The sequence below is a fragment of the Pseudomonas sp. URIL14HWK12:I12 genome, assembly GCF_003097135.1.
Lineage (GTDB): Bacteria > Pseudomonadota > Gammaproteobacteria > Pseudomonadales > Pseudomonadaceae > Aquipseudomonas.
Genome location: NZ_QEQL01000005.1, coordinates 335185 through 358127, shown reverse-complemented (window position 1 = coordinate 358127; position 22943 = coordinate 335185). Strand labels below are relative to the sequence as shown.

Annotated in this window: 19 protein-coding genes and 2 tRNA genes; 16 read left to right on the top strand and 5 right to left on the bottom strand. The window is 60.6% G+C overall.

Going from position 1 to position 22943, the window contains the following annotated elements:
* Nucleotides 1-9: 9 nt before the first annotated feature.
* Nucleotides 10-318 carry a YhbY family RNA-binding protein gene (locus tag F474_RS16860; RefSeq protein ID WP_097085715.1) on the bottom strand — a complete coding sequence of 103 codons (309 nt, stop codon included), beginning with the start codon at nt 316-318 and terminating at the stop codon, nt 10-12.
* A 105-nt stretch (nt 319-423) separates the two neighbouring features.
* On the opposite strand from F474_RS16860, the gene rlmE reads away from it, so the two are divergent.
* From rlmE to F474_RS16780, 16 genes are all read left to right on the top strand, one after another.
* Complete coding sequence (rlmE, locus tag F474_RS16855; RefSeq protein WP_097085716.1) at nt 424-1044, top strand: 23S rRNA (uridine(2552)-2'-O)-methyltransferase RlmE; 621 nt, start codon at nt 424-426, stop codon at nt 1042-1044.
* Nucleotides 1045-1266: 222 nt separating this feature from the next.
* The gene (gene ftsH, locus F474_RS16850) at nt 1267-3171 is read left to right on the top strand and encodes an ATP-dependent zinc metalloprotease FtsH (RefSeq protein ID WP_097085717.1); all 1905 of its coding nucleotides are present in this window, start codon (nt 1267-1269) and stop codon (nt 3169-3171) included.
* Between the two features lie 8 nt (nt 3172-3179).
* The gene (gene folP, locus F474_RS16845; protein WP_097085718.1) at nt 3180-4046 is read left to right on the top strand and encodes a dihydropteroate synthase; all 867 of its coding nucleotides are present in this window, start codon (nt 3180-3182) and stop codon (nt 4044-4046) included.
* A gap of 2 nt (nt 4047-4048) precedes the next feature.
* Nucleotides 4049-5386: a phosphoglucosamine mutase gene (gene glmM / locus F474_RS16840; protein WP_097085719.1), complete on the top strand. Its 1338-nt coding sequence runs from the start codon at nt 4049-4051 to the stop codon at nt 5384-5386.
* Between the two features lie 66 nt (nt 5387-5452).
* Entirely contained in the window at nt 5453-6208 is a 756-nt protein-coding gene (gene tpiA / locus F474_RS16835) for a triose-phosphate isomerase (protein ID WP_097085720.1), read from the top strand.
* A 4-nt stretch (nt 6209-6212) separates the two neighbouring features.
* Nucleotides 6213-6599 carry a preprotein translocase subunit SecG gene (gene secG / locus F474_RS16830; RefSeq protein ID WP_097085721.1) on the top strand — a complete coding sequence of 129 codons (387 nt, stop codon included), beginning with the start codon at nt 6213-6215 and terminating at the stop codon, nt 6597-6599.
* Nucleotides 6600-6621: 22 nt separating this feature from the next.
* Nucleotides 6622-6707 (top strand) — tRNA-Leu (locus tag F474_RS16825).
* 99 nt (nt 6708-6806) lie between these two features.
* Nucleotides 6807-6883, top strand: a tRNA-Met gene (locus F474_RS16820).
* Between the two features lie 130 nt (nt 6884-7013).
* Entirely contained in the window at nt 7014-7472 is a 459-nt protein-coding gene (gene rimP, locus F474_RS16815) for a ribosome maturation factor RimP (RefSeq protein ID WP_165830332.1), read from the top strand.
* A 65-nt stretch (nt 7473-7537) separates the two neighbouring features.
* Nucleotides 7538-9019 carry a transcription termination factor NusA gene (gene nusA / locus F474_RS16810; protein WP_097085723.1) on the top strand — a complete coding sequence of 494 codons (1482 nt, stop codon included), beginning with the start codon at nt 7538-7540 and terminating at the stop codon, nt 9017-9019.
* A gap of 26 nt (nt 9020-9045) precedes the next feature.
* Complete coding sequence (infB, locus tag F474_RS16805) at nt 9046-11586, top strand: translation initiation factor IF-2 (protein WP_097085724.1); 2541 nt, start codon at nt 9046-9048, stop codon at nt 11584-11586.
* A 110-nt stretch (nt 11587-11696) separates the two neighbouring features.
* The gene (rbfA, locus tag F474_RS16800; protein ID WP_097085725.1) at nt 11697-12083 is read left to right on the top strand and encodes a 30S ribosome-binding factor RbfA; all 387 of its coding nucleotides are present in this window, start codon (nt 11697-11699) and stop codon (nt 12081-12083) included.
* Nucleotides 12084-12085: 2 nt separating this feature from the next.
* Nucleotides 12086-13003 carry a tRNA pseudouridine(55) synthase TruB gene (truB, locus tag F474_RS16795; RefSeq protein WP_097085726.1) on the top strand — a complete coding sequence of 306 codons (918 nt, stop codon included), beginning with the start codon at nt 12086-12088 and terminating at the stop codon, nt 13001-13003.
* A gap of 111 nt (nt 13004-13114) precedes the next feature.
* On the top strand, nt 13115-13384 hold the full coding sequence (gene rpsO, locus F474_RS16790; RefSeq protein ID WP_097085727.1) for a 30S ribosomal protein S15: 270 nt from the start codon (nt 13115-13117) through the stop codon (nt 13382-13384).
* A gap of 238 nt (nt 13385-13622) precedes the next feature.
* Complete coding sequence (gene pnp / locus F474_RS16785) at nt 13623-15731, top strand: polyribonucleotide nucleotidyltransferase (protein ID WP_097085728.1); 2109 nt, start codon at nt 13623-13625, stop codon at nt 15729-15731.
* A gap of 268 nt (nt 15732-15999) precedes the next feature.
* The gene (locus F474_RS16780; RefSeq protein ID WP_097085729.1) at nt 16000-16344 is read left to right on the top strand and encodes a BON domain-containing protein; all 345 of its coding nucleotides are present in this window, start codon (nt 16000-16002) and stop codon (nt 16342-16344) included.
* Between the two features lie 102 nt (nt 16345-16446).
* On the opposite strand, the gene F474_RS16775 is transcribed toward F474_RS16780, so the two are convergent.
* The 4 genes from F474_RS16775 to pgi all read right to left on the bottom strand — a co-directional run bounded on the left by F474_RS16775 (nt 16447) and on the right by pgi (nt 22772).
* The gene (locus tag F474_RS16775) at nt 16447-17064 is read right to left on the bottom strand and encodes a hypothetical protein (RefSeq protein WP_097085730.1); all 618 of its coding nucleotides are present in this window, start codon (nt 17062-17064) and stop codon (nt 16447-16449) included.
* 110 nt (nt 17065-17174) lie between these two features.
* Entirely contained in the window at nt 17175-20111 is a 2937-nt protein-coding gene (locus F474_RS16770; RefSeq protein ID WP_097085731.1) for a DUF748 domain-containing protein, read from the bottom strand.
* Nucleotides 20112-20201: 90 nt separating this feature from the next.
* Nucleotides 20202-21065, bottom strand: a complete 864-nt coding sequence (locus tag F474_RS16765) for an oxygenase MpaB family protein (RefSeq protein ID WP_097085732.1) — start codon at nt 21063-21065, stop codon at nt 20202-20204.
* A gap of 42 nt (nt 21066-21107) precedes the next feature.
* Entirely contained in the window at nt 21108-22772 is a 1665-nt protein-coding gene (gene pgi / locus F474_RS16760; protein ID WP_097085733.1) for a glucose-6-phosphate isomerase, read from the bottom strand.
* Nucleotides 22773-22943: the final 171 nt, after the last annotated feature.

The following is a 22943-nucleotide window of genomic DNA, read 5'->3' as shown; positions in this document are numbered from 1 at the left end:
TCGCTGCCGTTACTGGAAGCGATGGATGTTCGAAAGGTTGCGATTGGGCTGGGCATTCTTGCGATACACCAGCGCCATTTTGCCGATAGACTGTACGAGGTCTGCGCGGCCGGCCTTGCACAGCGCAGCGATGCTGGCCACACGCTCTTCGCGGTCGACGATGTTGAACTTGACCTTGATCAGTTCATGGTCGCTCAGGGCGCGGTCCAGTTCGGCGATGACGCCATCGGTCAGGCCGTTTTCGGCAACGATCAACACCGGTTTGAGGTGATGGCCGATGGACTTGTATTGCTTTTTCTGCTCCGGGGTGAGCGGCATATTCGTTTGACCCTTTTTGAATCTGTATGAAAACGGCGGCCATTTTACCCGAGGGCAGGGGTTTACGCCCAGTCACTTGCTAGGTCCGCCCACACCGAGGTGCCAATGGCCCGCTCCAAATCCAGCCACAACTGGCTCAGAGAACACTTCAACGACCCATTCGTCAAACAGGCGCAGAAGGATGGCTATCGTTCACGCGCCAGTTACAAGCTTCTGGAAATCCAGGAAAAAGACAAGCTCATCCGCCCCGGCATGAGCGTGATCGACCTGGGTGCTGCGCCTGGCGGCTGGTCCCAGGTCACCAGCCGTCTGATCGGGGGGCAGGGCAGCCTGATCGCTTCTGACATCCTCGACATGGACGCCATCGCCGACGTGACCTTCATCAAGGGCGATTTCACAGACGACGCCGTGCTTGCACGTATCCTCGAAGCGGTAGGCGATTCGCAGGTGGACCTTGTGATTTCCGATATGGCCCCCAATATGAGTGGGCTGAGTGCAGTGGACATGCCCAAGGCCATGTTCCTGTGCGAGTTGGCCCTGGATTTGTCGGGGCGTGTACTGCGCCCTGGCGGTGATTTTCTCATCAAGATTTTCCAGGGCGAAGGTTTCGATAGCTACCTCAAGACCGTTCGGCAGATGTTTGAGAAGGTACAGATGCGCAAACCCAGCTCTTCGCGTGACCGCTCGCGGGAACAATACCTGCTGGCACGGGGGTTTAGGGGCTGAGAGCGGCCCGATTGCGTGCGCGCAGCCGGGTCGATAGCTTTTTTCAAATAGTACGGCCGATTGAGCAGAGCGAATATCTCGGCAGTCTATGTTTCACAACGTGTTACAGACCGTGTCTGATGTTCGTAACGGATATGTAGTAAGTTAGGCCGATGATTATCATGCGGAGCGCGTAGCCCAAGGTCCTGGTAGCGCGGTCCAGAGGGTAGTGAATTGAACGATATGGCAAAGAATCTGATCCTGTGGTTGATCATCGCCGCCGTCCTGGTCACGGTGATGAACAACTTTTCGAGCCCGAACGAGCCGCAAACCCTCAATTATTCCGACTTCATCCAGCAGGTGAAAGACGGGAAGATCGAGCGGGTCGTCTTCGACGGCTATGCGATCACCGGCAAGCGCAACGACGGCGAAAACTTCAAAACCATCCGCCCCGTCGTTCCTGACAATGGCCTGATGGGCGATCTGATCGACAACAAAGTCGTGGTCGAAGGCAAGCAGCCTGAGCAGCCGAGTATCTGGAGCCAGTTGCTGGTGGCCAGCTTCCCAATCCTTGTGATCATCGCCGTGTTCATGTTCTTCATGCGGCAGATGCAGGGAGGTGCCGGGGGCAAGGGCGGGCCGATGAGTTTCGGCAAGAGCAAAGCCAGGCTGTTGTCTGAAGACCAGGTCAAAACGACCTTGGCTGACGTCGCGGGCTGCGACGAGGCGAAGGAAGAAGTTGGCGAGCTGGTCGAATTCCTGCGCGACCCTGGCAAATTCCAGCGCCTGGGTGGTCGTATCCCACGCGGCGTGCTGATGGTCGGCCCGCCCGGTACCGGTAAGACGCTCTTGGCCAAGGCCATCGCCGGCGAGGCGAAAGTGCCGTTCTTCACGATTTCCGGTTCCGATTTCGTCGAAATGTTCGTGGGTGTCGGCGCCAGCCGCGTGCGCGATATGTTCGAGCAGGCCAAGAAGCACGCACCTTGCATCATCTTCATCGACGAGATCGATGCGGTCGGTCGCCATCGTGGTGCCGGCATGGGCGGGGGGCACGATGAGCGCGAGCAAACCCTCAACCAGTTGCTGGTGGAAATGGACGGCTTTGAAATGAACGATGGCATCATCGTCATTGCAGCGACCAACCGCCCGGACGTTCTTGACCCGGCCTTGCTGCGCCCCGGCCGTTTCGACCGCCAGGTTGTAGTTGGCCTGCCGGACATTCGCGGCCGCGAGCAGATCCTGAAGGTGCACATGCGCAAAGTGCCGGTGCACGATGATGTAAACGCCGGCGTCATCGCCCGCGGTACTCCCGGTTTCTCGGGCGCTGACCTGGCAAACCTGGTGAACGAGGCCTCGCTGTTTGCTGCGCGGGCTGGCAAGCGAATCGTCGAAATGCGCGAGTTCGAGCTGGCCAAGGACAAGATCATGATGGGCGCCGAGCGCAAGACCATGGTGATGTCCGAGAAAGAAAAGCAGAATACCGCTTACCACGAAGCCGGCCACGCCATCGTCGGCAGGGTCGTGCCAGAGCACGACCCGGTCTACAAGGTTTCGATCATTCCAAGGGGGCGTGCGCTCGGTGTTACGATGTTCCTGCCCGAAGAAGATCGATACAGCCTGTCCAAGCGTGCGTTGATCAGCCAGATCTGCTCGCTCTACGGCGGCCGTATTGCCGAGGAGATGACGCTGGGCTTTGATGGTGTGACCACCGGGGCGTCGAACGACATCATGCGTGCGAGCCAGATTGCCCGGAACATGGTGACCAAGTGGGGCCTTTCCGAGAAGCTTGGGCCATTGCTGTATGCCGAGGAAGAAGGCGAAGTGTTCTTGGGGCGCGGTGGTGGCGGGCAGAATGCCAACGTGTCTGGTGAAACGGCAAAGCTGATCGATGCCGAAGTGCGCAGCATCATCGATCAGTGCTATGGCACGGCCAAGCAGATTCTTACCGATAACCGCGACAAGCTGGACGCAATGGCTGAGGCGTTGATGAAGTACGAGACGATCGATGCCGATCAAATCGACGACATCATGGCCGGCCGCACCATTCGAGAGCCTCGCGATTGGGGAGATTCCGGTTCCTCCGGCACGCCATCACCTCGTGATGAGCGCCCTCAGAACCCGATCGGCGGCCCAGCGGCAGAAGTGTAAGGTTACACATGGCATTCACGCTTCACCCGACCCGGTTGCCTTGCGGCAACCGGGTTCTTGATTTAAGCCATACCCATATCATGGGTATCCTCAATGTCACGCCTGACTCCTTTTCCGATGGCGGCCGTTTCTGCGGCCGTGAGGGGGCGCTTGCGCACGCGCGGGCGATGGTCGAGGCCGGCGCCACGATCATCGACGTCGGTGGCGAGTCTACTCGGCCCGGCGCAGCCCCGGTCACCGAGCAGGAAGAGCTCGACAGGGTCGTTCCCATAGTGCAGCAAATTGTTGCTGAGCTTGATGTAGTGGTATCGGTCGATACTTCCACCCCCTCGGTAATGCGAGAGTCAGCAGTAGCCGGCGCGGGCATGATCAACGACGTGCGCGCCCTACGCCGCGAAGGTGCCCTGCAGGCCGTTGCACAGGCGGGTGTGGCGGTGTGCCTGATGCACATGCGAGGGGAACCGGGGGATATGCAGAATGCTCCCCGCTACCAGAACCTGGTGGGTGAAGTGCGTGATTTCCTCGCCGAGCGCATGCGTGCCTGTCACAATGCCGGAATCGCCAACGAGCACATCGTGCTCGACCCCGGCTTCGGCTTCGCCAAGACCCATGCGCACAACCTGCGCCTGTTTCGCCAGATGGCCGACCTTTTTGAGCTGGGGCGCCCATTGCTGGTTGGCGTTTCGCGCAAGAGCATGGTGGGCCTTGCGCTGAACCGCCCTGTGGCCGAGCGTTTATATGGCAGCCTGGCGCTCGCCGCGCTGGCGCAGGTCAAGGGCGCGCGGATCCTGCGAGTGCACGATGTGGCCGAAACCGTCGATGTGATCCGCATGCTGGAAGCCGTCGAGTCGGTTGAACAAGAAAATCTGGAGTGAATATGAGCAGAAAATATTTTGGTACCGATGGCATTCGCGGCCGTGTCGGCGAATACCCCATTACTCCAGACTTCATGCTCAAGCTTGGTTGGGCGGCAGGCAAGGCCTTCCAGAAGATGGGGGCCTGCCGTGTGCTGGTCGGCAAGGACACCCGTATCTCCGGATACATGTTCGAGTCAGCGCTGGAAGCAGGCCTTTCGGCCGCTGGCGCCGATGTGATGTTGCTGGGGCCGATGCCCACCCCAGGCATCGCCTACCTGACGCGCACCTTTCACGCTGAAGCGGGGATCGTCATCAGCGCCTCGCACAACCCTCATGATGACAACGGGATCAAGTTCTTTTCGGGGCAGGGCACCAAGTTGCCCGACGACATCGAGCTGATGATCGAAGAATTGATGGACCAGCCCATGACCGTGGTCGAATCGGCCAAGCTGGGCAAGGTGTCGCGGATCAACGACGCTGCTGGCCGTTACATCGAGTTCTGCAAGAGCAGCGTGCCCACCAGCACCGACTTTGCGGGCCTGCGTATCGTGGTCGACTGCGCCCATGGTGCTACGTACAAAGTTGCGCCGAATGTCTTCCGGGAGCTCGGGGCGCAGGTCACCGTGCTGTCGGCAGCACCAGACGGCCTCAACATCAACGAAAACTGCGGCTCTACCCACATGGAAGCGCTGCAGGCCGCCGTGCTGGTTGGCCATGCAGACCTGGGCATCGCCTTCGATGGTGACGGTGATCGCGTGTTGATGGTTGATGGCTCTGGTGCGGTGGTCGATGGCGACGAGCTGCTGTTCATCATCGCACGCGATCTCAAGGAGCGCGGAAAGCTTCACGGCGGGGTGGTCGGCACGCTGATGAGCAACCTTGGCCTTGAGTTGGCCTTGGGTGAGCTCGAAATTCCATTCAGCCGTGCCAAGGTCGGTGATCGCTATGTCATCGCTGACATGCTCGAGCGCGATTGGCCGCTGGGTGGCGAGAACTCCGGCCACATCGTTTGCGCTCAGCATACGACCACCGGCGACGCAATCATCGCTTCGCTTCAGGTGCTGCTCGCGCTCAAGCGACGGGGTGAAACCCTTGCACAGGCGCGCCGCGCGATTCGCAAATGCCCTCAGGTACTGATCAATGTGCGCTTCGGTGGCGGCGTTGACCCCGTCGAGCACCCTGACGTGAAAGCTGCCTGCGCGCGCGTGACCGAGGCGATGGATGGGCGTGGCCGAGTTCTGCTGCGCAAGTCCGGCACCGAGCCGCTGGTGCGGGTCATGGTCGAGGGCGACGAGGAAATCCAGGTGCGCCGCCACGCTGAATCCCTGGCTAGTTTGGTAGCGGAAGTTTGCGCGTGATTTTGACTTGCCACTTAATCTTGGGTTGGGTACTATCTGCGCCCACTTTGACCGACGAGGTACAGCATGCGTCGTAAGATGGTAGCTGGTAACTGGAAAATGCACGGTACTGGCGCCAGCGTCGCTGAGCTTACCAAGTCGTTGAAAAGTCTTGAGTTTCCGAGTAATGTAGAGGTCGCGGTGTTTCCACCTAGCCTTTATGTCCCTCAGGTCATCCAGGCTTTGCAGGGTGCTTCTGTCGCCGTTGGCGCGCAAAACAGCGCGCGGCAGCTGAAAGAGGGCGCCTTGACCGGGGAAGTGTCCCCGGCACAGTTAAAGGATGCAGGTTGTTCGCTGGTTTTGGTGGGGCACTCGGAGCGCCGTCAGGTGTTTGGGGAGACCGACCAGGAGCTGGTGGCTAAGTTTGAAGCAGCCCAGGCTGCAGGCCTGACGCCCGTATTGTGTGTAGGCGAGACGCTCGAAGAGCGTGAGGCTGGCGATACGTTGAGCGTTGTAGGTCGTCAGCTGTCGAGTGTGATTGAGGCGCTGGGTATCGAGGTGTTTGCCAAGGCTGTGGTTGCTTATGAGCCTGTTTGGGCCATCGGTACCGGTTTGACGGCAAGCCCTGAGCAGGCGCAAGAGGTCCATGCGGCCATCCGCGCTCAACTGGCTGGTAAGAATGCAGAAGTTGCACAGTTGGTGCGGCTTCTATACGGCGGTAGCGTTAAAGCTGTCAATGCGGCAGAGCTGTTCCGCATGCCGGATATCGATGGGGGGCTCATTGGTGGAGCTTCCCTGAATGCAGATGAATTCGGTGCGATCTGTCGCGCCGCGGGAAACTGACAAAATGCTGGAAACAGTCGTAGTTGTGTTTCATCTGCTGGCGGCGCTGGGGGTTGTTGTCCTGGTTCTGCTGCAGCAGGGCAAAGGTGCGGAAGCGGGTGCATCTTTCGGCGCAGGTGCTTCAAATACTGTGTTCGGAAGCCAAGGTTCTGCTACCTTTCTGAGTAAGTTTACTGCTATACTTGCCGCCGGTTTCTTCTTGACCAGCTTGGGGTTAGGTTACTTTGCTAAAGAGAAAGCTCATGAGCTGACTCAGGTAGGGTTGCCGCAACAGCCTGCTGCAATTGAGGCGCCAAAGCAGAAGCCCGCTTCAGATGATGTACCAGTGCTTGAAGAGCAAAAAGGCAGTGCAGCTCCGGCTGATGTGCCGAAGGCTCCAGAGCAGAAGTGACAAGGGTTTTTGAAGTAGTTTTGCCGAGGTGGTGGAATTGGTAGACACGCAACCTTGAGGTGGTTGTGCCCGTAGGGTGTAGGGGTTCGAGTCCCCTTCTCGGTACCATTTATTCAGAAAAGCCCGCTTTACGCGGGCTTTTCTGTCGCTGGAAGTGTTCGATTGACCCAGCTAGGGTTCGGTCGTATACTTTCGGCCCAGCTTTGTCGCGGGATGGAGCAGTCTGGTAGCTCGTCGGGCTCATAACCCGAAGGTCGTTGGTTCAAATCCAGCTCCCGCAACCAGTTTCGTTGAGCCCCTGTTCAGGGGCTTTTTGTTAGCTGATTCAGTTCCAGGCACCGCTTGTTCAAGGGTGTTCTCAGGATGGGCGTTAGGCCCATTTTTTATTTGCACAGCATGCACGAGGGGGTTCAGGTGTCGAGCAAGCTAGAACAGTTGCAGGCCTTGCTGGCCCCGGTGGTTGAAGCGCTTGGCTATCAATGCTGGGGATTGGAATACATTTCTCAGGGCCGCCACACGTTGTTGCGTGTCTACATCGACAAAGAAGGCGGGATTGGCGTCGAGGACTGCGAAGTCGTCAGCCGTCAGGTCAGCGGCGTTCTGGATGTCGAAGACCCTATCAGCGTCGAATACACCCTCGAAGTTTCCTCTCCCGGCATGGACCGCCCACTGTTCACACTCGAACAGTTTGCCGCTCACGCCGGTGAGCAAGTGAAGATCCGGTTGCGCTCCCCGTACGAAGGGCGGCGCAACTTCCAGGGCCTGCTCCGAGGTGTGGAGGAACAGGATGTCGTGGTCCAAGTCGATAACCATGAGTTTCTGTTGCCGATCGACTCGATCGACAAGGCCAACATCATTCCCAGGTTTGACTAAAGACGTATCGGGTTACGCGCCCTTCGGCGCGTATCCAAAAGGGCTTGCGAAAGGCGAGGCGTACGATGAGTAAAGAAGTACTGCTGGTTGTAGAGTCGGTATCCAATGAAAAGGGTGTACCGGCAGGAGTCATCTTCGAAGCGCTGGAAGTCGCGCTGGCAACCGCTACCAAAAAGCGGTTCGAGGATGAAGTCGACCTGCGCGTTGAAATCAACCGCCATACAGGTAGCTACGAGACGTTTCGTCGCTGGGCTGTGGTCGAGGATGAAAACTTCGACGATCCCGCCATTCAGTTGGCCGTTGACCAGGCCCAGGCTCGCAAGCCCGGTGCTGTGGCCGGCGAGGTGATCGAGGAGAAGATCGAGTCGATCGAGTTCGGCCGCATCGCTGCGCAAACCGCCAAGCAAGTCATCGTGCAGAAGGTTCGTGAAGCCGAGCGCGCTCAGGTGGTCGACGCCTACCGCGAGAGGGTCGGCGAGATCATCTCCGGTACCGTCAAAAAGGTCACCCGTGACAACGTCATCGTCGACCTTGGCAATAACGCCGAAGCGTTGCTGGCCCGTGAAGACATCATTTCCCGCGAGACTTTCCGCGTTGGCGTTCGCCTGCGTGCGTTTCTCAAGGAAATCCGTAGCGAGAACCGCGGCCCTCAGCTGATCCTGTCGCGTACTGCGCCGGGCATGCTGATCGAGCTGTTCCGCATTGAAGTACCTGAAATTGCCGAAGGGCTGATCGAAGTCATGGGGGCCTCCCGTGATCCGGGTTCTCGTGCCAAGATCGCCGTGCGCTCCAAGGACAAGCGCATCGACCCTCAGGGCGCATGCATCGGCATGCGTGGCTCTCGCGTTCAAGCCGTCTCCGGTGAACTGGGTGGCGAGCGGGTAGACATCGTGCTGTGGGATGAAAACCCCGCTCAATTCGTCATCAACGCCATGTCGCCGGCTGAAGTCGCGGCGATTATCGTGGATGAAGACGCTCACGCCATGGACATTGCCGTGGGTGCCGACAACCTGGCCCAGGCCATCGGCCGTGGTGGGCAGAACGTTCGACTGGCCAGCCAGCTGACCGGCTGGACGCTCAATGTGATGACCGAGTCGGACATCCAGGCCAAGCAGCAAGCTGAAACCGGCGACATCCTGCGCAACTTCGTCAACGAGCTGGAAGTGGACGAAGAGCTGGCTCAGGTGCTTGTCGACGAAGGCTTCACTAGCCTGGAAGAGATCGCATACGTTCCTCTGGAAGAAATGCTCAACATCGATGGGTTCGACGAGGACATCGTCAACGAGCTTCGTGCTCGTGCCAAGGATCGCCTGTTGACCGCAGCCATCGCTTCCGAAGAAAAACTGGCAGACGCCCATCCTGCAGATGACCTGCTCTCACTTGAGGGCATGGACAAGGAACTGGCGATGGAACTGGCGGTACGCGGCGTCGTAAACCGCGAAGACCTGGCCGAGCAGTCGATTGACGACCTGCTCGACATCGACGGCATCGACCAAGAGCGTGCCGGCAAGTTGATCATGGCCGCCCGAGCCCATTGGTTCGAGTAAGTGCAGCGGCCTGAGGAGAGAAGTGCATGACGCAAGTCACGGTTAAAGAACTGGCCCAAGAGGTTGCCGCACCGGTAGAGCGCCTGTTGCAGCAAATGCGTGAGGCAGGCCTGCCGCACACGGATGCTGGCCAAGTTGTTACCGATAGCGAGAAACAAGCGTTGCTCGCCCACCTGAAAAGCAGCCATAAGGCCAAGGTGGAAGAGCCGCGCAAGATTACTTTGCAACGCAAAACTACCAGCACCCTGAAGGTGGCTGGCAGCAAGACCATCAGCGTAGAAGTGCGCAAAAAGAAAACCTTCGTCAAGCGCAGCCCTGAAGAGATCGAGGCCGAACAGCGCCGCGAGCTCGAAGAGCGTCGTGCTGCCGAAGGTGCGGCCCGCCAGACGGCTGACGAGCAGGCTCGCCAGCAGCGTGTCGAGGAAGATGCACGCCGCAAGGCTGACGCACCGGCCCCTGCGCCTTCTGCTCCAGCCGCTCCGGCTGCCGCACAAGCTGCGCCGGCGCGCGCCAGCGAACCCGCTGCTGCCGCGCCGCGTGCGCCGGCAGCACCGGAGCGCCCGGCCGTACCGGTCACCACCGTTCAGGTCCGCAAGCGCGAAGACCGTCCTGAGAAGGGCGCTCGCACTGCAGATGATGATCGCCGTGGCGGTCGCAGCCAACCGCATCGCCCAGCCGACAAGCAAAAGGCTCCGACTGTTCGTGCCGCGCCGCGGACCACCGAGGAAGAGAGCGATGGGCATCGCCGCCGTGGTGGCAAGTCCAAGCTCAAGAAGCGCAATGCGCATGGCTTCCAGAGCCCAACCGGGCCGCTGGTGCGTGACGTGGTCATTGGCGAGACCATCACTGTGGCAGAGCTTGCCCAGCAGATGTCCGTCAAGGGCGCCGAAGTCGTCAAGTTCATGTTCAAGATGGGCACTCCGGTCACCATCAACCAGGTGCTTGACCAGGAAACAGCGCAACTGATCGCCGAAGAGCTGGGCCACAAGGTCAAGCTGGTCAGCGACAATGCCCTGGAAGAATCCCTGGCCGAATCGCTCAAGTACGAAGGCGAGACCATGTCTCGTGCGCCGGTCGTGACTGTCATGGGCCACGTCGACCACGGTAAGACGTCGCTACTCGACTACATTCGTCGTGCCAAGGTCGCCTCGGGCGAAGCGGGCGGGATCACCCAGCACATCGGTGCCTATCACGTCGAAACCGACCGTGGCATGGTGACCTTCCTCGATACACCGGGCCACGCCGCGTTCACCGCGATGCGTGCTCGGGGTGCCAAGGCGACCGATATCGTGATTCTGGTGGTTGCCGCCGACGACGGCGTGATGCCGCAGACCGAGGAAGCCGTTCAACACGCCAAGGCGGCCGGTGTTCCGCTGGTTGTGGCGGTGAACAAGATCGACAAGCAGGGCGCTGACCTTGACCGCATCAAGAACGGCCTGGCCGCGCTGGATGTGATTCCGGAAGAGTGGGGTGGCAACACCATGTTCGTCCCGGTCTCTGCCAAGATGGGTACCGGCGTCGACGAACTGCTCGAAGCCGTCCTGCTGCAGGCCGAGGTTCTGGAACTGCAAGCCAGCCCGGCAGCGCCTGGCCGTGGCGTGGTCGTCGAATCGCGCCTGGACAAGGGCCGCGGCCCGGTTGCCACCGTGCTGGTTCAAGACGGCACCCTGCGCCAAGGCGACATGGTGCTGGTCGGCTCCAACTTCGGCCGTATCCGTGCCATGTACGACGAGAATGGCAAGACCGTCAAGGAAGCCGGCCCGTCGATTCCGGTCGAGATCCTCGGCCTGGATGGCACGCCAGAAGCCGGTGACGAAATGAGCGTCGTGGCCGACGAGAAGAAGGCCCGTGAAGTTGCGCTGTTCCGTCAGGGCAAGTTCCGTGAGGTCAAGCTGGCCCGGGCACAAGCTGGCAAGCTCGAAAACATCTTCGAGACCATGGGTCAGGAAGAGAAGAAGACGCTCAACATCGTTCTCAAGACCGATGTTCGTGGTTCGCTCGAAGCCCTGCATGGCGCCTTGGGCGGCCTGGGCAACGACGAAGTGCAGGTGCGTGTGGTCGGCGGCGGTGTCGGTGGTATCACCGAGAGCGATGCCAACCTGGCGCTGGCGTCGAACGCGGTGCTGTTCGGCTTCAACGTGCGTGCCGATGCTGGCGCCCGCAAGATCGTCGAGCAGGAAGGCCTGGATCTGCGTTACTACAACGTGATCTACGACATCATCGAAGACGTCAAGAAAGCCCTGACCGGCATGCTCGGCAGCGATGTTCGCGAGAACATCCTGGGTATCGCCGAAGTGCGTGACGTGTTCCGCTCGCCGAAATTCGGCGCGGTCGCCGGTTGCATGGTCATCGAAGGTACGGTCTACCGTAACCGTCCGATTCGCGTACTGCGCGAAGACGTGGTGATCTTCGAAGGCGAGCTCGAGTCGTTGCGTCGCTTCAAGGACGATATGGCTGAAGTGCGTAACGGCATGGAGTGCGGTATCGGCGTGAAGAGCTATAACGACGTCAAGGTCGGTGACAAGATCGAAGTGTTCGAGAAGGTCCAGGTGGCCCGTACGCTCTGATCGACCGTCACGGTTCACAATCCGCAACGCCCGGCCCGGCTTTTCGCCAGGCCGGGCGTTTGCCGCTTTCAAACCGCCCCACAATGGCGGGCGATACAGGTAGCTTCACCATGGCAAAAGAATACAGCCGTACCCAACGCATCGGGGACCAGATCCAGCGTGAACTGGCCCAGCTCATTCGTCGCGAGGTCAAGGACCCGCGTGTTGGCCTGGTCACCATCACGGCGGTGGACGTCGCTCGTGACCTCGGCCACGCCAAGGTCTATATCACCGTGATGGGCGATGACGGTGGCGAACAGGTCAAGCAGTCGATCAAGGTGCTTACGGCCGCCGCCGGCTTCCTGCGCACTCAGCTGGGCCGGGAAATGAAACTGCGCAGCGTGCCGCAACTGCACTTTCTGTACGACGAAAGCGTTGCGCGAGGCGCGCACCTGTCGGCGCTCATCGAGCGCGCAGTGGCCGAAGACAGCCAGCACCGCGACGCCGACAAGGAGTAAGCGTGGCCCAGGTCAAGCGAATCCGCCGCAACGTCAGCGGCATCATCCTGTTGGATAAACCCCAAGGCTTCACCTCCAACGCTGCACTGCAGAAAGTGCGCTGGTTGCTCAATGCGGAGAAGGCTGGCCACACCGGCAGCCTCGACCCGTTGGCCACTGGCGTTCTGCCGCTGTGCTTCGGTGAAGCGACCAAGTTCTCGCAGTTCCTGCTCGACTCGGACAAGGCCTATGAAACGGTCATGCAGATGGGCATGACCACCACTACGGCCGATGCTGAGGGCGAGGTGCTGACGCGGCGGGAGGTGAATGTCACTGCTGCCGATATCGAAGCTGCCTTGCCGGCCTTCCGCGGGCCGATCCAGCAAGTACCGCCGATGTATTCAGCGCTCAAGCGTGACGGGCAGCCCTTGTACAAGCTCGCAAGGGCTGGCGAAGTAGTGGAGCGCGAAGCGCGTTCTGTTACTATTGGCAGCCTTGAAATGCTGGCACTGGAAGGAACCTGCGCTACGCTTGCCGTCAGTTGCAGCAAGGGCACCTATATTCGCACCCTGGTCGAAGACCTCGGAGAGCGTCTGGGGTGCGGTGCGTACGTGGCTCAGCTACGCCGTACCCAAGCCGGCCCGTTCGACCTGTCGCGCACAGTCACGCTCGAAGCACTCGAGGCGGCTCACGCAGAAGGCGGCAACGAAGCGCTCGATCGCTTCCTGCTGCCGGCCGACAGCGGCTTGCAGGATTGGCCGTTGGTCAGTTTCTCCGAGCACAGTGCATACTACTGGCTCCATGGCCAACCGGTGCGCGCGCCGCAAGCGCCGGAAAGTGGCATGGTGCGAGTGGAAGATCACACAGGCCGCTTCATCGGTATCGGTGAAGTGAGCGAAGACGGGCGTATTGCGCCGCGTCGTTTGATTCGGTCGGAATGACCGGACGAGGGTGGCTGTCAGTAGGCGCGGTCATTCCTCATTTATCCATACGGGGAGCAGTCCCTGGCCTATTGGGTGTGCGAAAGCGTACCCGTTTTAAGGAGATGCCTCATGGCCCTCAGCGTTGAAGAAAAAGCTCAAATCGTTGGTGAATATCAGCAAGCCGCCGGTGACACCGGTTCGCCGGAAGTGCAGGTTGCTCTGCTGACCGCAAACATCAACAAGCTGCAAGGTCACTTCAAGGCCAACGGTAAAGACCACCACTCCCGTCGTGGCCTGATCCGCATGGTAAACCAGCGTCGCAAGCTGCTGGACTACCTCAAAGGCAAGGACACCACCCGTTACAGCACCTTGATCGGTCGCCTGGGCCTGCGTCGCTAATAGCGAACAGGCGGTGGTGAGCATGTCGTGTGATACCGCATCGAAGCCTCGGCTTCGCGCGGTATCTGCATCATGCGCTTCAATGAGGCTGGCGGCACGCTCGCCGTTGCGGTTTACCGCACGGCGGCGGGCTCCGGCCTCATGTTGTATCTGGACGGTCGACGGGCCGAAACCCGCGCTCGCCCCCTCATTCGAGTTTCAAACAGTTCCCCCAAGCGAAAATGGAAGGTAGGAAGCCGTGAACCCGGTAATCAAGAAGTTTCAGTTCGGTCAGTCGACCGTCACCCTCGAGACTGGCCGTATCGCTCGTCAGGCCAGCGGTGCAGTGCTGGTCAGCATCGACAATGACGTGACCGTGCTGGTCACCGTCGTGGGCGCCAAACAGGCCGACCCAGGCAAGGGCTTTTTTCCGCTGTCGGTCCACTACCAGGAAAAAACCTACGCTGCCGGCAAGATCCCTGGCGGCTTTTTCAAGCGTGAAGGCCGCCCTTCCGAGAAGGAAACCCTGACTTCGCGCCTGATCGACCGGCCGATTCGCCCGCTGTTCCCCGAGGGCTTCCTGAATGAAGTCCAAGTGGTCTGCACCGTGCTGTCCACCAGCAAGAAGACCGATCCGGATATCGCCGCGATGATCGGTACCTCCGCCGCCCTGGCCGTCTCCGGCATCCCGTTCAGCGGCCCGATCGGTGCAGCGCGCGTGGCTTACCACGAAGGCACCGGCTACCTGCTGAACCCGACCTACGAGCAACTGGCCGCCTCGCGCCTGGACATGGTCGTAGCCGGTACCTCCGACGCAGTGCTGATGGTTGAATCCGAAGCGCAAGAGCTCACCGAAGACCAGATGCTGGGCGCAGTGCTGTTCGCCCACGACGAATTCCAGGTCGTCATCAATGCCGTCAAGGAGCTGGCTGCAGAAGCCGCCAAGCCCACCTGGCCATGGCAGGCGCCCGTCGCCAACACCCCGCTGATGGACGCCGTGCGCGGTGAGTTCGGCCAGGCGATTTCGCAGGCTTACACCATCACCCAGAAGGCCGATCGCTACAATCGCCTGGGCGAGTTGCGTGACCAAGCCATTGCTCGCTTTGCCGTAGAGCAAGAAGGCGCGCCTTCGGCCGGCGAGGTCAAGGATATTTTCGGCGAGCTGGAGTACCGCACCGTTCGCGAAAACATCGTCAATGGCGTTCCGCGCATCGACGGCCGCGACACCCGTACCGTTCGCCCGCTGAATATCCAGGTCGGCGTGCTCGACAAGACCCACGGCTCTGCCCTGTTCACCCGTGGTGAAACCCAGGCTCTGGTAGTTGCGACCCTCGGCACCGCCCGTGACGCGCAGTTGCTCGACACGCTTGAAGGCGAGAAGAAAGACGCTTTCCTGCTGCACTACAACTTCCCGCCGTTCTCGGTGGGCGAGTGCGGCCGCATGGGCAGTGCCGGGCGCCGCGAAATCGGCCACGGCCGCCTCGCACGCCGTGGTGTGCAGGCGATGCTCCCGGACAACACCGAGTTCCCGTACACCATTCGCGTGGTATCGGAAATCACCGAATCCAACGGCTCCAGCTCCATGGCGTCGGTCTGCGGCGCTTCGCTCGCGCTGATGGATGCCGGTGTGCCGATGAAGGCACCGGTTGCCGGCATCGCCATGGGCCTGGTCAAGGAAGGCGATAAGTTTGCCGTCCTGACCGACATCCTGGGTGATGAAGACCACCTCGGTGACATGGACTTCAAGGTAGCCGGTACCGCCAAGGGTGTGACCGCGCTGCAGATGGACATCAAGATCAACGGCATCACCGAAGAGATCATGGAGATCGCCCTGAATCAGGCCCTGGAAGCACGCCTGAACATTCTGGGCCAGATGAACCAGGTGATCGCCCAGTCGCGCAGCGAGCTGTCGGCCAATGCACCGACCATGCTCTCGATGAAGATCGACACCGACAAGATCCGCGACGTGATCGGCAAGGGTGGCGCGACCATCCGTGCCATCTGCGAAGAAACCAAGGCTTCGATCGACATCGAAGACGATGGCTCGATCAAGATCTTCGGTGAAACCAAAGAAGCAGCCGAAGCCGCTCGCCAGCGCGTTCTGGGTATCACGGCCGAGGCCGAGATCGGCAAGATCTACGTCGGCAAGGTAGAGCGCATCGTCGACTTCGGCGCGTTCGTGAATATCCTGCCGGGCAAAGACGGGCTGGTTCACATCTCGATGCTCAGCAATGAGCGCGTAGAGAAGGTCACCGACGTGCTCAAGGAAGGTCAGGAAGTGGAAGTGCTGGTACTGGACGTGGACAACCGCGGCCGTATCAAGCTGTCCATCAAGGACGTGGCGGCTGCGAAAGCCTCCGGCGTCTAAGCGCCAGTAAAAAAAGGCCCTTCGGGGCCTTTTTTTGTGCCCGCGAATTTCTCGCGTGAGGTATTGCCCAGCCTGCAACTTGCACGCAAACAGTTAAGGGTGTCTTGCAAGTTGCACGAGGCGGTAAAAGCGTTGGCTGATATAAGCTGCTGAAAATAAAGAGATTTATTTTTATCTTGAACCTGGCATGCGATCTGCAACTCCAAGCTGTAACTGCCCCCACTGCAAAAACATCGGGGGGAGCTTCCAGAAAACAGGAGTTACTCGTATGAAGAAGTTTGCTATCGCTGCCGCCGCTACCGCTCTGACCCTTGGCCTGGGCGTACCTGCCTTCGCTCAGACGACCCAAGCCCCGATGGTCCTGGCAGCCAACACTGTAGACGACGCGAAACAAGAAGGCTCTGACACCTGGATCACCACCAAAGTCAAAGCCGACCTGCTGACCGAAAAAGGCATTCCAGGCAGCGACATCACCGTTGAAACCAACCACGGCGTGGTTTCCCTGTCCTCGCAAGTGAAAGTGACCGACACCCAGAAGAAGCAAGCAGTCGCTATCACCAAGAAGATCAAAGGCGTTAAATCTGTATCGGCCGATGGCCTGAAATCGGAGTAAGGCATCGCCTTTATGAAACCCGAACACCGGTTTCATGCGAAGATCAGAAGGACCTGATCACCCCTCGAGCCCTGGCCAGTTGCCAGGGCTTTTTTGTGGGTGTCATTCGATCAAATCTGGCCGTGTCGTCTTGAGCATGGCGGGGGTCACATTGCCCTGAATGGAGCAGGTGATCATGCCTTTGCTGCCGTGGCCGACCTCTGCTGCGGCGGGCTCAACCATCAGCACCCGTTCCGCCGTATCGGTGACCAGCTTACCTGCGAGCTCATCGCCGTTTTCGGCGACCCACCCCGATTGTTTATGTGACCAGATCTGTGCACGTGCATAGATGCCATGGGCTGATTCCAGCTGGCTGGAGGGCATCTTCTTCAGTTGTTCGTAAAGTGCATCGGGAGCCTGCTGCGTATAGAAGCCTGACCCGATGATGCGAGAGCCCATCAAGTCTTGATCCTCGATAAAAAAGCCGGTCAGCGTCACCCCTTCGAGGGTAATGGGCGTGTCGAACATCCAGCGCTCACCTAGGCTGGTTTTGCTACCTCCACTGAAGCGGACCTTGCCATTTACCTCAGTGCTGGGAATGCGCTCTTTGAGGCCTGGCTGGTTCACGATAGCTAGCGAGTCAGCATCACAGGTGAGAAATGCCTGGAGTGGAGAGGTAGCGGCGAAGCCCGCCGACGGCCCCAGAACGGTAAGGGGAACCAGCAAATACATCCATTTCATGAGTGACTCCTTGTTTAAAACCATAATTCCCGCTGCGGCGCCCCTCGATGAACGAGGCGCCGCGGCAGGGTATCAAGAGGGCGCTGACTCGGCTGTGCCCGTAGAACGCCTTAGTCGGCATCCAAGTGCAGATTGGTGGCCACTTTCCCGCCCTGGCCGGCCTCGACCAAGCTGGCGTCGATGAGGAATACGCGCTCGTCTGGCAACTTGCCCTGTTCCACCAGGAAGCCTTTGACGGCGCTGGCGCGCTGCTGCCCCAGCTGGCGCAGCAGCGCTGTGCTGTCACTCCATGAAGCGATCACGGCATCGCGCAGTTTCTGCTCTCTGCCCTCGTCGCTGAGCTGGGCCCATTCTGCGGGGGGTTGCTGCTTGAGCCGGGCGCGATAGATGCCTTCGAGCAAGGCCGCTTTTTCACTTGCCGGTACTTCGAGCATTGAGGCCTGCGCAGGCACCTTGTCACCCCGGCGCTGAAGAATCTTGTACCAGGTGCTCTGGTACTCCCGCTCAAGCCGTTGCCGCGCCAGCAGGCTGCCGTCGCTGCTCTTTGCGCTGGTGCCTTCGACTTCCAGGCGCAGCTCCGGGCGCTGCCGGAGCGCGTCGGCCAGCTTGAGCAAGCCGGCTTGGGCCGTGCTATCGAGCTCTGCGCTGCCCGGGGCGAAATCGACATTGCTCAGGTCTTCCTGGCCTGCACCATGCACCAGCCCGCCGAGCAGCTTGAAGGGCGCCGCGGCAGCGCGCACCACTAGGTTACGCAGGGTCTGCCACACGATTGGCATCACCGAGAACTGGGGGTTGTTGAGGTCGCCCTTGATCGGCAAGGCAATGGAGATTCTGCCTTGGTTATCTTTGAGCAGGGCGACAGCGAGTTTGATCGGGAGGTTGGTGGCATCGGGGCTGTCGACTTTGTCACCCAGTTGCAATTGCTCGACCAACACGTTGTTCTCCGCCTCCAGCTGCCCCTGGCGGATCTTGTAGTGCAGGTCCAGGGTAAGGCGGCCCTTGCGGATGCGATACCCAGCGAACTTGCCGGAGTAGGGCGTGAGGGTGGTCAGCTCGACACGTTTGAAGCTGGTGGCGATGTCGAGGCTATTGAGCGGGTCGAAGGGAATGAGGCTGCCGGCGATGGTCACCGGTGCATAGCGGTCCACCCGGCCCTTGATGTCCACCTTCGCGGCCTTGGGCTGGGTGTTGTCCAGCGCCCCGATCTGGCCCTCCAACTGCTGAATGGCTGTAGCGAAGTTGGGGGTGAGGCTGAAATCGGCAAAGTTGGCCGAGCCATCATGAAGCGTAATGCCGCCGATGCGGATCGGCATCGGCGGCTCCTTGGCAGCTTTGGCCTTCGCCTGGGCTGCGTTCTTCTCATGGGGCTGCGCGATGATCAGGTCATCGATGTTGGTGCTTTGATCTTCGTTGATCATGAAGCGTGCGTAGGGCTTGTCTACCTTGAGCTGGGCAATGGCCAGGCCGCCCCCCTGCTGATAATCCAGCCCTTGCACATCCAGTTTCTGCCACCGCACCAGGTCGCGCGACTTGATCGTATCGAGGGTGTGCAACTGGTTGACCTGCGCATTACCGGTCACGCCAAAGGCCAGTGGCTCGGTGCTTTTGAGGTTCACTGCCAGGTCGCTGTCGAGCAGGCCACTGCGCAGCTCCAGGCGCACAAAGGGGCTGATGTAGGCTTGTGCCAGCCGCAGGTCGATGTCTTGGGTAGCGACTTTCAGGTTGGCGCTGACCGGCTTGAGGTTGACCTGCCCGCTGGCGCGCAGCTTGCCCTGGCGGCCTACGCCTGTGTCGAGTTTCAGCTCGAAAGGTTTGCCGCCGAGGGTGTCGAAGTTGTTCAGCTCAAGGTTGAGCGGGGTAAGGTCGAGGGCAACGGGGTTCTCCGGCACTCGATCAGCCAGGTGCAACGTGTTGCTGGCAAGTTGCGCATGCTGAAGCACGACCTGCCACGGTTTGGCAGGCGCGGTTTCGCTGCGTTTAGCCTGTGCTGGCGCTGGGGTAGCGCTGGCCGGTGCCTGTTTCTCGGCAGCGGTGGGCGCCTTGGCCTTGGGTGCTAACAGTTTCTGCCAATCGAGCTCGCCATCTTTCTCCCGGGCTGCCCAGGTTTCGAACCCTTCGCTGCGCAGGTTGCCGAGGATGACCTGCTGCTTGGCGAGGTTCAGGGAGGCTTGGGAAACGCTCAACTTGGCCAGGCGCACCAGGGGGCGCCCATCGACGCTGTCCAGGTTCAGGGGGGCAAGGCTCAATGCCGCGCCTTCCAGCGTGAAATCGGTCGTATGGGAAAGGTCGAGGGTGTAGTTGGCGCTGAAGTCGAAACGGCCGTCCTTGAGCACCAGCGGCACCGCGTCGCGCACATAGGGCCACCATACTTTCAATCGGCCGTCGCTGACCTTGAAGGTACCCTTGGATGTAATGGGTGCCAAACTGAACTGGCCCTTCCAATCGATGCGCCCGCCTGTGGGGCCGCTGGCGACCAGGGTCATGTCGGTGTTGTCCTCAGGTAACGTGCTGAGGTTCTTGAGCTCGAGCGTCATCGCATCGTAGAGGAACTCGATCGGCTCGCTGGGCCGCTCATCCTTGAAATGCAGATAGCCCTTGTCGAGGGCGATCCGATCGATACGCAGCGGAAATGGCTTGCCCGGCGGCGTTTCGGCCTTGCTGGGGCTTGGCGGCAGGTCGAAGAGGTTGGCCAGGTTCAGCGAGCCGTCTTTTTTGAAGCGCAGTTCGGTGCGTGGCTGGTCCAGGGCGACATCGGCAAGGTGCAGCGCGCCGGTCCAGAGGCTATCGAGCTGCAGGTTCGCGTACAGGCGCTCGAAGGCGACCTGCTCTTTGCCGGGCGCGCCGATGCGCAGGCCCCAAAGCGTCAGCTCCAGGCTGAAGGGGTTGAACTCCAGGCGCTCCAGCCGCGCCGGCTCGCGGGCATATTGGGCCAATTGCTGATTGGCGATGCGCAGTGCAATACCCGGAAGCACCAAAAAACCTACCAGGCTATAGAGGGCCACGGCGATCAGCGCCACTAGGCCTGCGCGTTTCAATCCCTTGGGCATGAACGTTCCGCTTCGTCGATCAAAAGTGCCTTGGAGTATCGCACGAGGTGGCGGTTCAATGCGCGGGAAGCGCGGCATTGCCTCAGCCGGTCAGGCGTCGCCCAAGCCCAGCCGTCGACAGGCTCGCGTGTAGGAACCATTGCGCACCGCCCAGCGCAGGACAGGCGCCAGCGCCCGGGCCGCATAGTGCGCGGCGGGTTGTGGGCTGAGCCCCAGTTGGGCTCGCGCCCAGCTGGGTAGCAAGTCGACCCCAGCCCTTATCATCACTTGGCCAGCCGGCTTGACCAGGTGGCTGGGTGATGGGGCGTTCAACAGCAAGCGCACCACCTCGCGACAGCGGCTGTCGCACACCAGTTCTGCACGCTGTTGCTCTAGGTACTCGGTAACCTGCGCTCGCGACCGTGGAACCTGCGTGGCCCCCAGCCGGGTGGCGATCAGGGCAATCTCGTCATAGTAGCGGTCCTGTTCGGTGGCGGGCATCTCGGGGTTGACGTAGCGCAGGTGCGCCGCGAGAAACTGGCTCACCTCCGCTACATGAACCCAGGTCAGCAGCGCCGGGTCGCTGGCTGCATAGGGGCGCCCATCCGGTGCGGTACCGGTAACGCCGCGATGAATGCCAACCACTTTGTCGATCAGCCAGTTGGCGTCGTGGGTAGAGCCGAACGTAGTGCCGGCGATGAACTGGCTGGTGCGGCGCAGCCTACCCAGCATGTCCTGGCGAAAGTTGGAGTGGTCCCACACCCCGGCGAGCGCCAAGGGGTGAAGCATCTGCAGCATCAGGGCTGAGATACCGCCGATCATCATGCTGGGAAAGTCGCGATGGACTTGCCAAGGCGCGGCCCCTGGCCCGAACAAGCCAGGGTCACCCGGTGGGTTGTCCAGATCCAGTTGGCCAAGCGAGAGCCCCGTCAGGGCCATGACCTGGCTTTCTAGGCGCCGGCGCAGTGCTTCCATCGTCAGAGGTGGCCCTGCGATCGCCCGCAAGGCCCTGCCAGATCAGCCGCGGTGGCGGCTGCGGAAGAAGTCGATCAGGCCTTGTGTGGATGCATCTTCAGCCGGCTCTTCGATGCCGCCGATCAGGCGCTGATACACCCCTTTGCCCAATTCCTTGCCCAGCTCGACACCCCATTGGTCGAAAGCATTGATGCCCCAGATCACGCTCTGCACAAACACTTTGTGTTCGTACATCGCCACCAAAGCGCCCAGGCGGCGGGGGCTGATGCGCTCTACCACAAGGGTATTGCTCGGGCGATTGCCAGGGATCACCTTGTGCGGGGCCAGCGCCTGGATGGCCTCGTCCGTCATGCCCTTTTCACGCAGCTCGGCCTCGGCCTCTTCACGCGTTTTGCCCAGCATCAGAGCCTGGCTCTGCGACAGGCAGTTGGCGAACAGCCACTGATGGTGGTCCGATACGGGGTTGAAGCTCACCACCGGTACGATGAAGTCGGCCGGGATCAGTTGGGTGCCTTGGTGCAGCAGTTGGTGGTAGGCATGCTGGCCGTTACAGCCCACGCCACCCCAGATCACCGGGCCAGTATCGGTGGTAACCGGGCTGCCATCCTGGCGCACGCTCTTGCCATTGGACTCCATGTCCAACTGCTGCAGGTGCTTGGTGATGTTGCGCAGGTAATGGTCGTACGGCAGGATCGCGTGGCTCTGCGCATCCCAGAAGTTGCCGTACCAGACCCCCAGCAGAGCCAACAACACCGGCATGTTGCTTTCGAAGGGCGCCGTCTGGAAGTGCTGGTCCATGGTATAGGCACCAGAGAGCAGCTCCTTGAAGTTGGCGGTGCCGATGCTCATGGCGATCGGCAAGCCGATGGCCGACCACAGCGAGTAGCGGCCGCCTACCCAGTCCCACATCGGGAAGATATTCTCTTCGCGGATCCCGAAGGCCACCGCGGCCGCGTTGTTGCTCGACACAGCGATGAAGTGCCGATGCAGCTCAGCCTCCGAGCCGCCTTGGGCCAAGTACCAGGCGCGGGCTGCCTGGGCATTCTTCAGGGTTTCGAGGGTGCCGAAAGACTTCGACGAAACGATGAACAGCGTAGTCTCGGCATGCAGGCGCGCAGCGAGTTCGTGGAACTCACTGCCGTCGATATTGGCCAGGTAATGGCAGCGCACGCCTTTCTGCGCGTAGGGCAGCAGCGCCTCGGACACCAGCTCGGGGCCCAGGAACGAGCCGCCGATACCGATGTTCACGACATCGGTGATGGGCTTTTCGGTGTAGCCGCGCCACAGGCCGTCGTGAACCCGCGTGACCAGCTCGGTCATCTGGTTCAGCACCTTGTGGACTTCCGGCATGACGTTAGTGCCGTTGACCTTGAGCTTGTCGCCTACCGGCCGGCGCAGGGCGGTATGCAGGGCAGGGCGGTTCTCCGAAGCGTTGAGGATCTCGCCGCTGAACATGGCGGTGATCGCCTCTTGCAGATTCACCTCATTGGCCAGTTGCACCAGTTGGTCGAGGGTCTGCTGGGTGATCAGGTTTTTCGAGTAGTCGAGGAACAGCCCGCAAGCGCTGAGTGAGAAGCGCTTGAAGCGATCGGGCTCGGCGGCGAAGGCTTCGCGCATGCTGAAGCCTTTCATGGCAGCGCGGTGATCGCTCAGCGCCTGCCAGGCGGGCAGGGTGGTCACGTCGTGGGGGGTACGGTAGTACGGCATCGCGGCGGGATTCCTTATTGCGTGTGCTGCCTCTATGGACATTCGGGCGGCAGGCCGGTTGCGTGGAATGTGCACCCTACGGCGACAGCCGGCAGTTGTCTGCACGGATCTGACCGCATGGCCGGTACGATTTCCCAACGCGGCCCTTGGCCACATGCCCTAGAGCATACG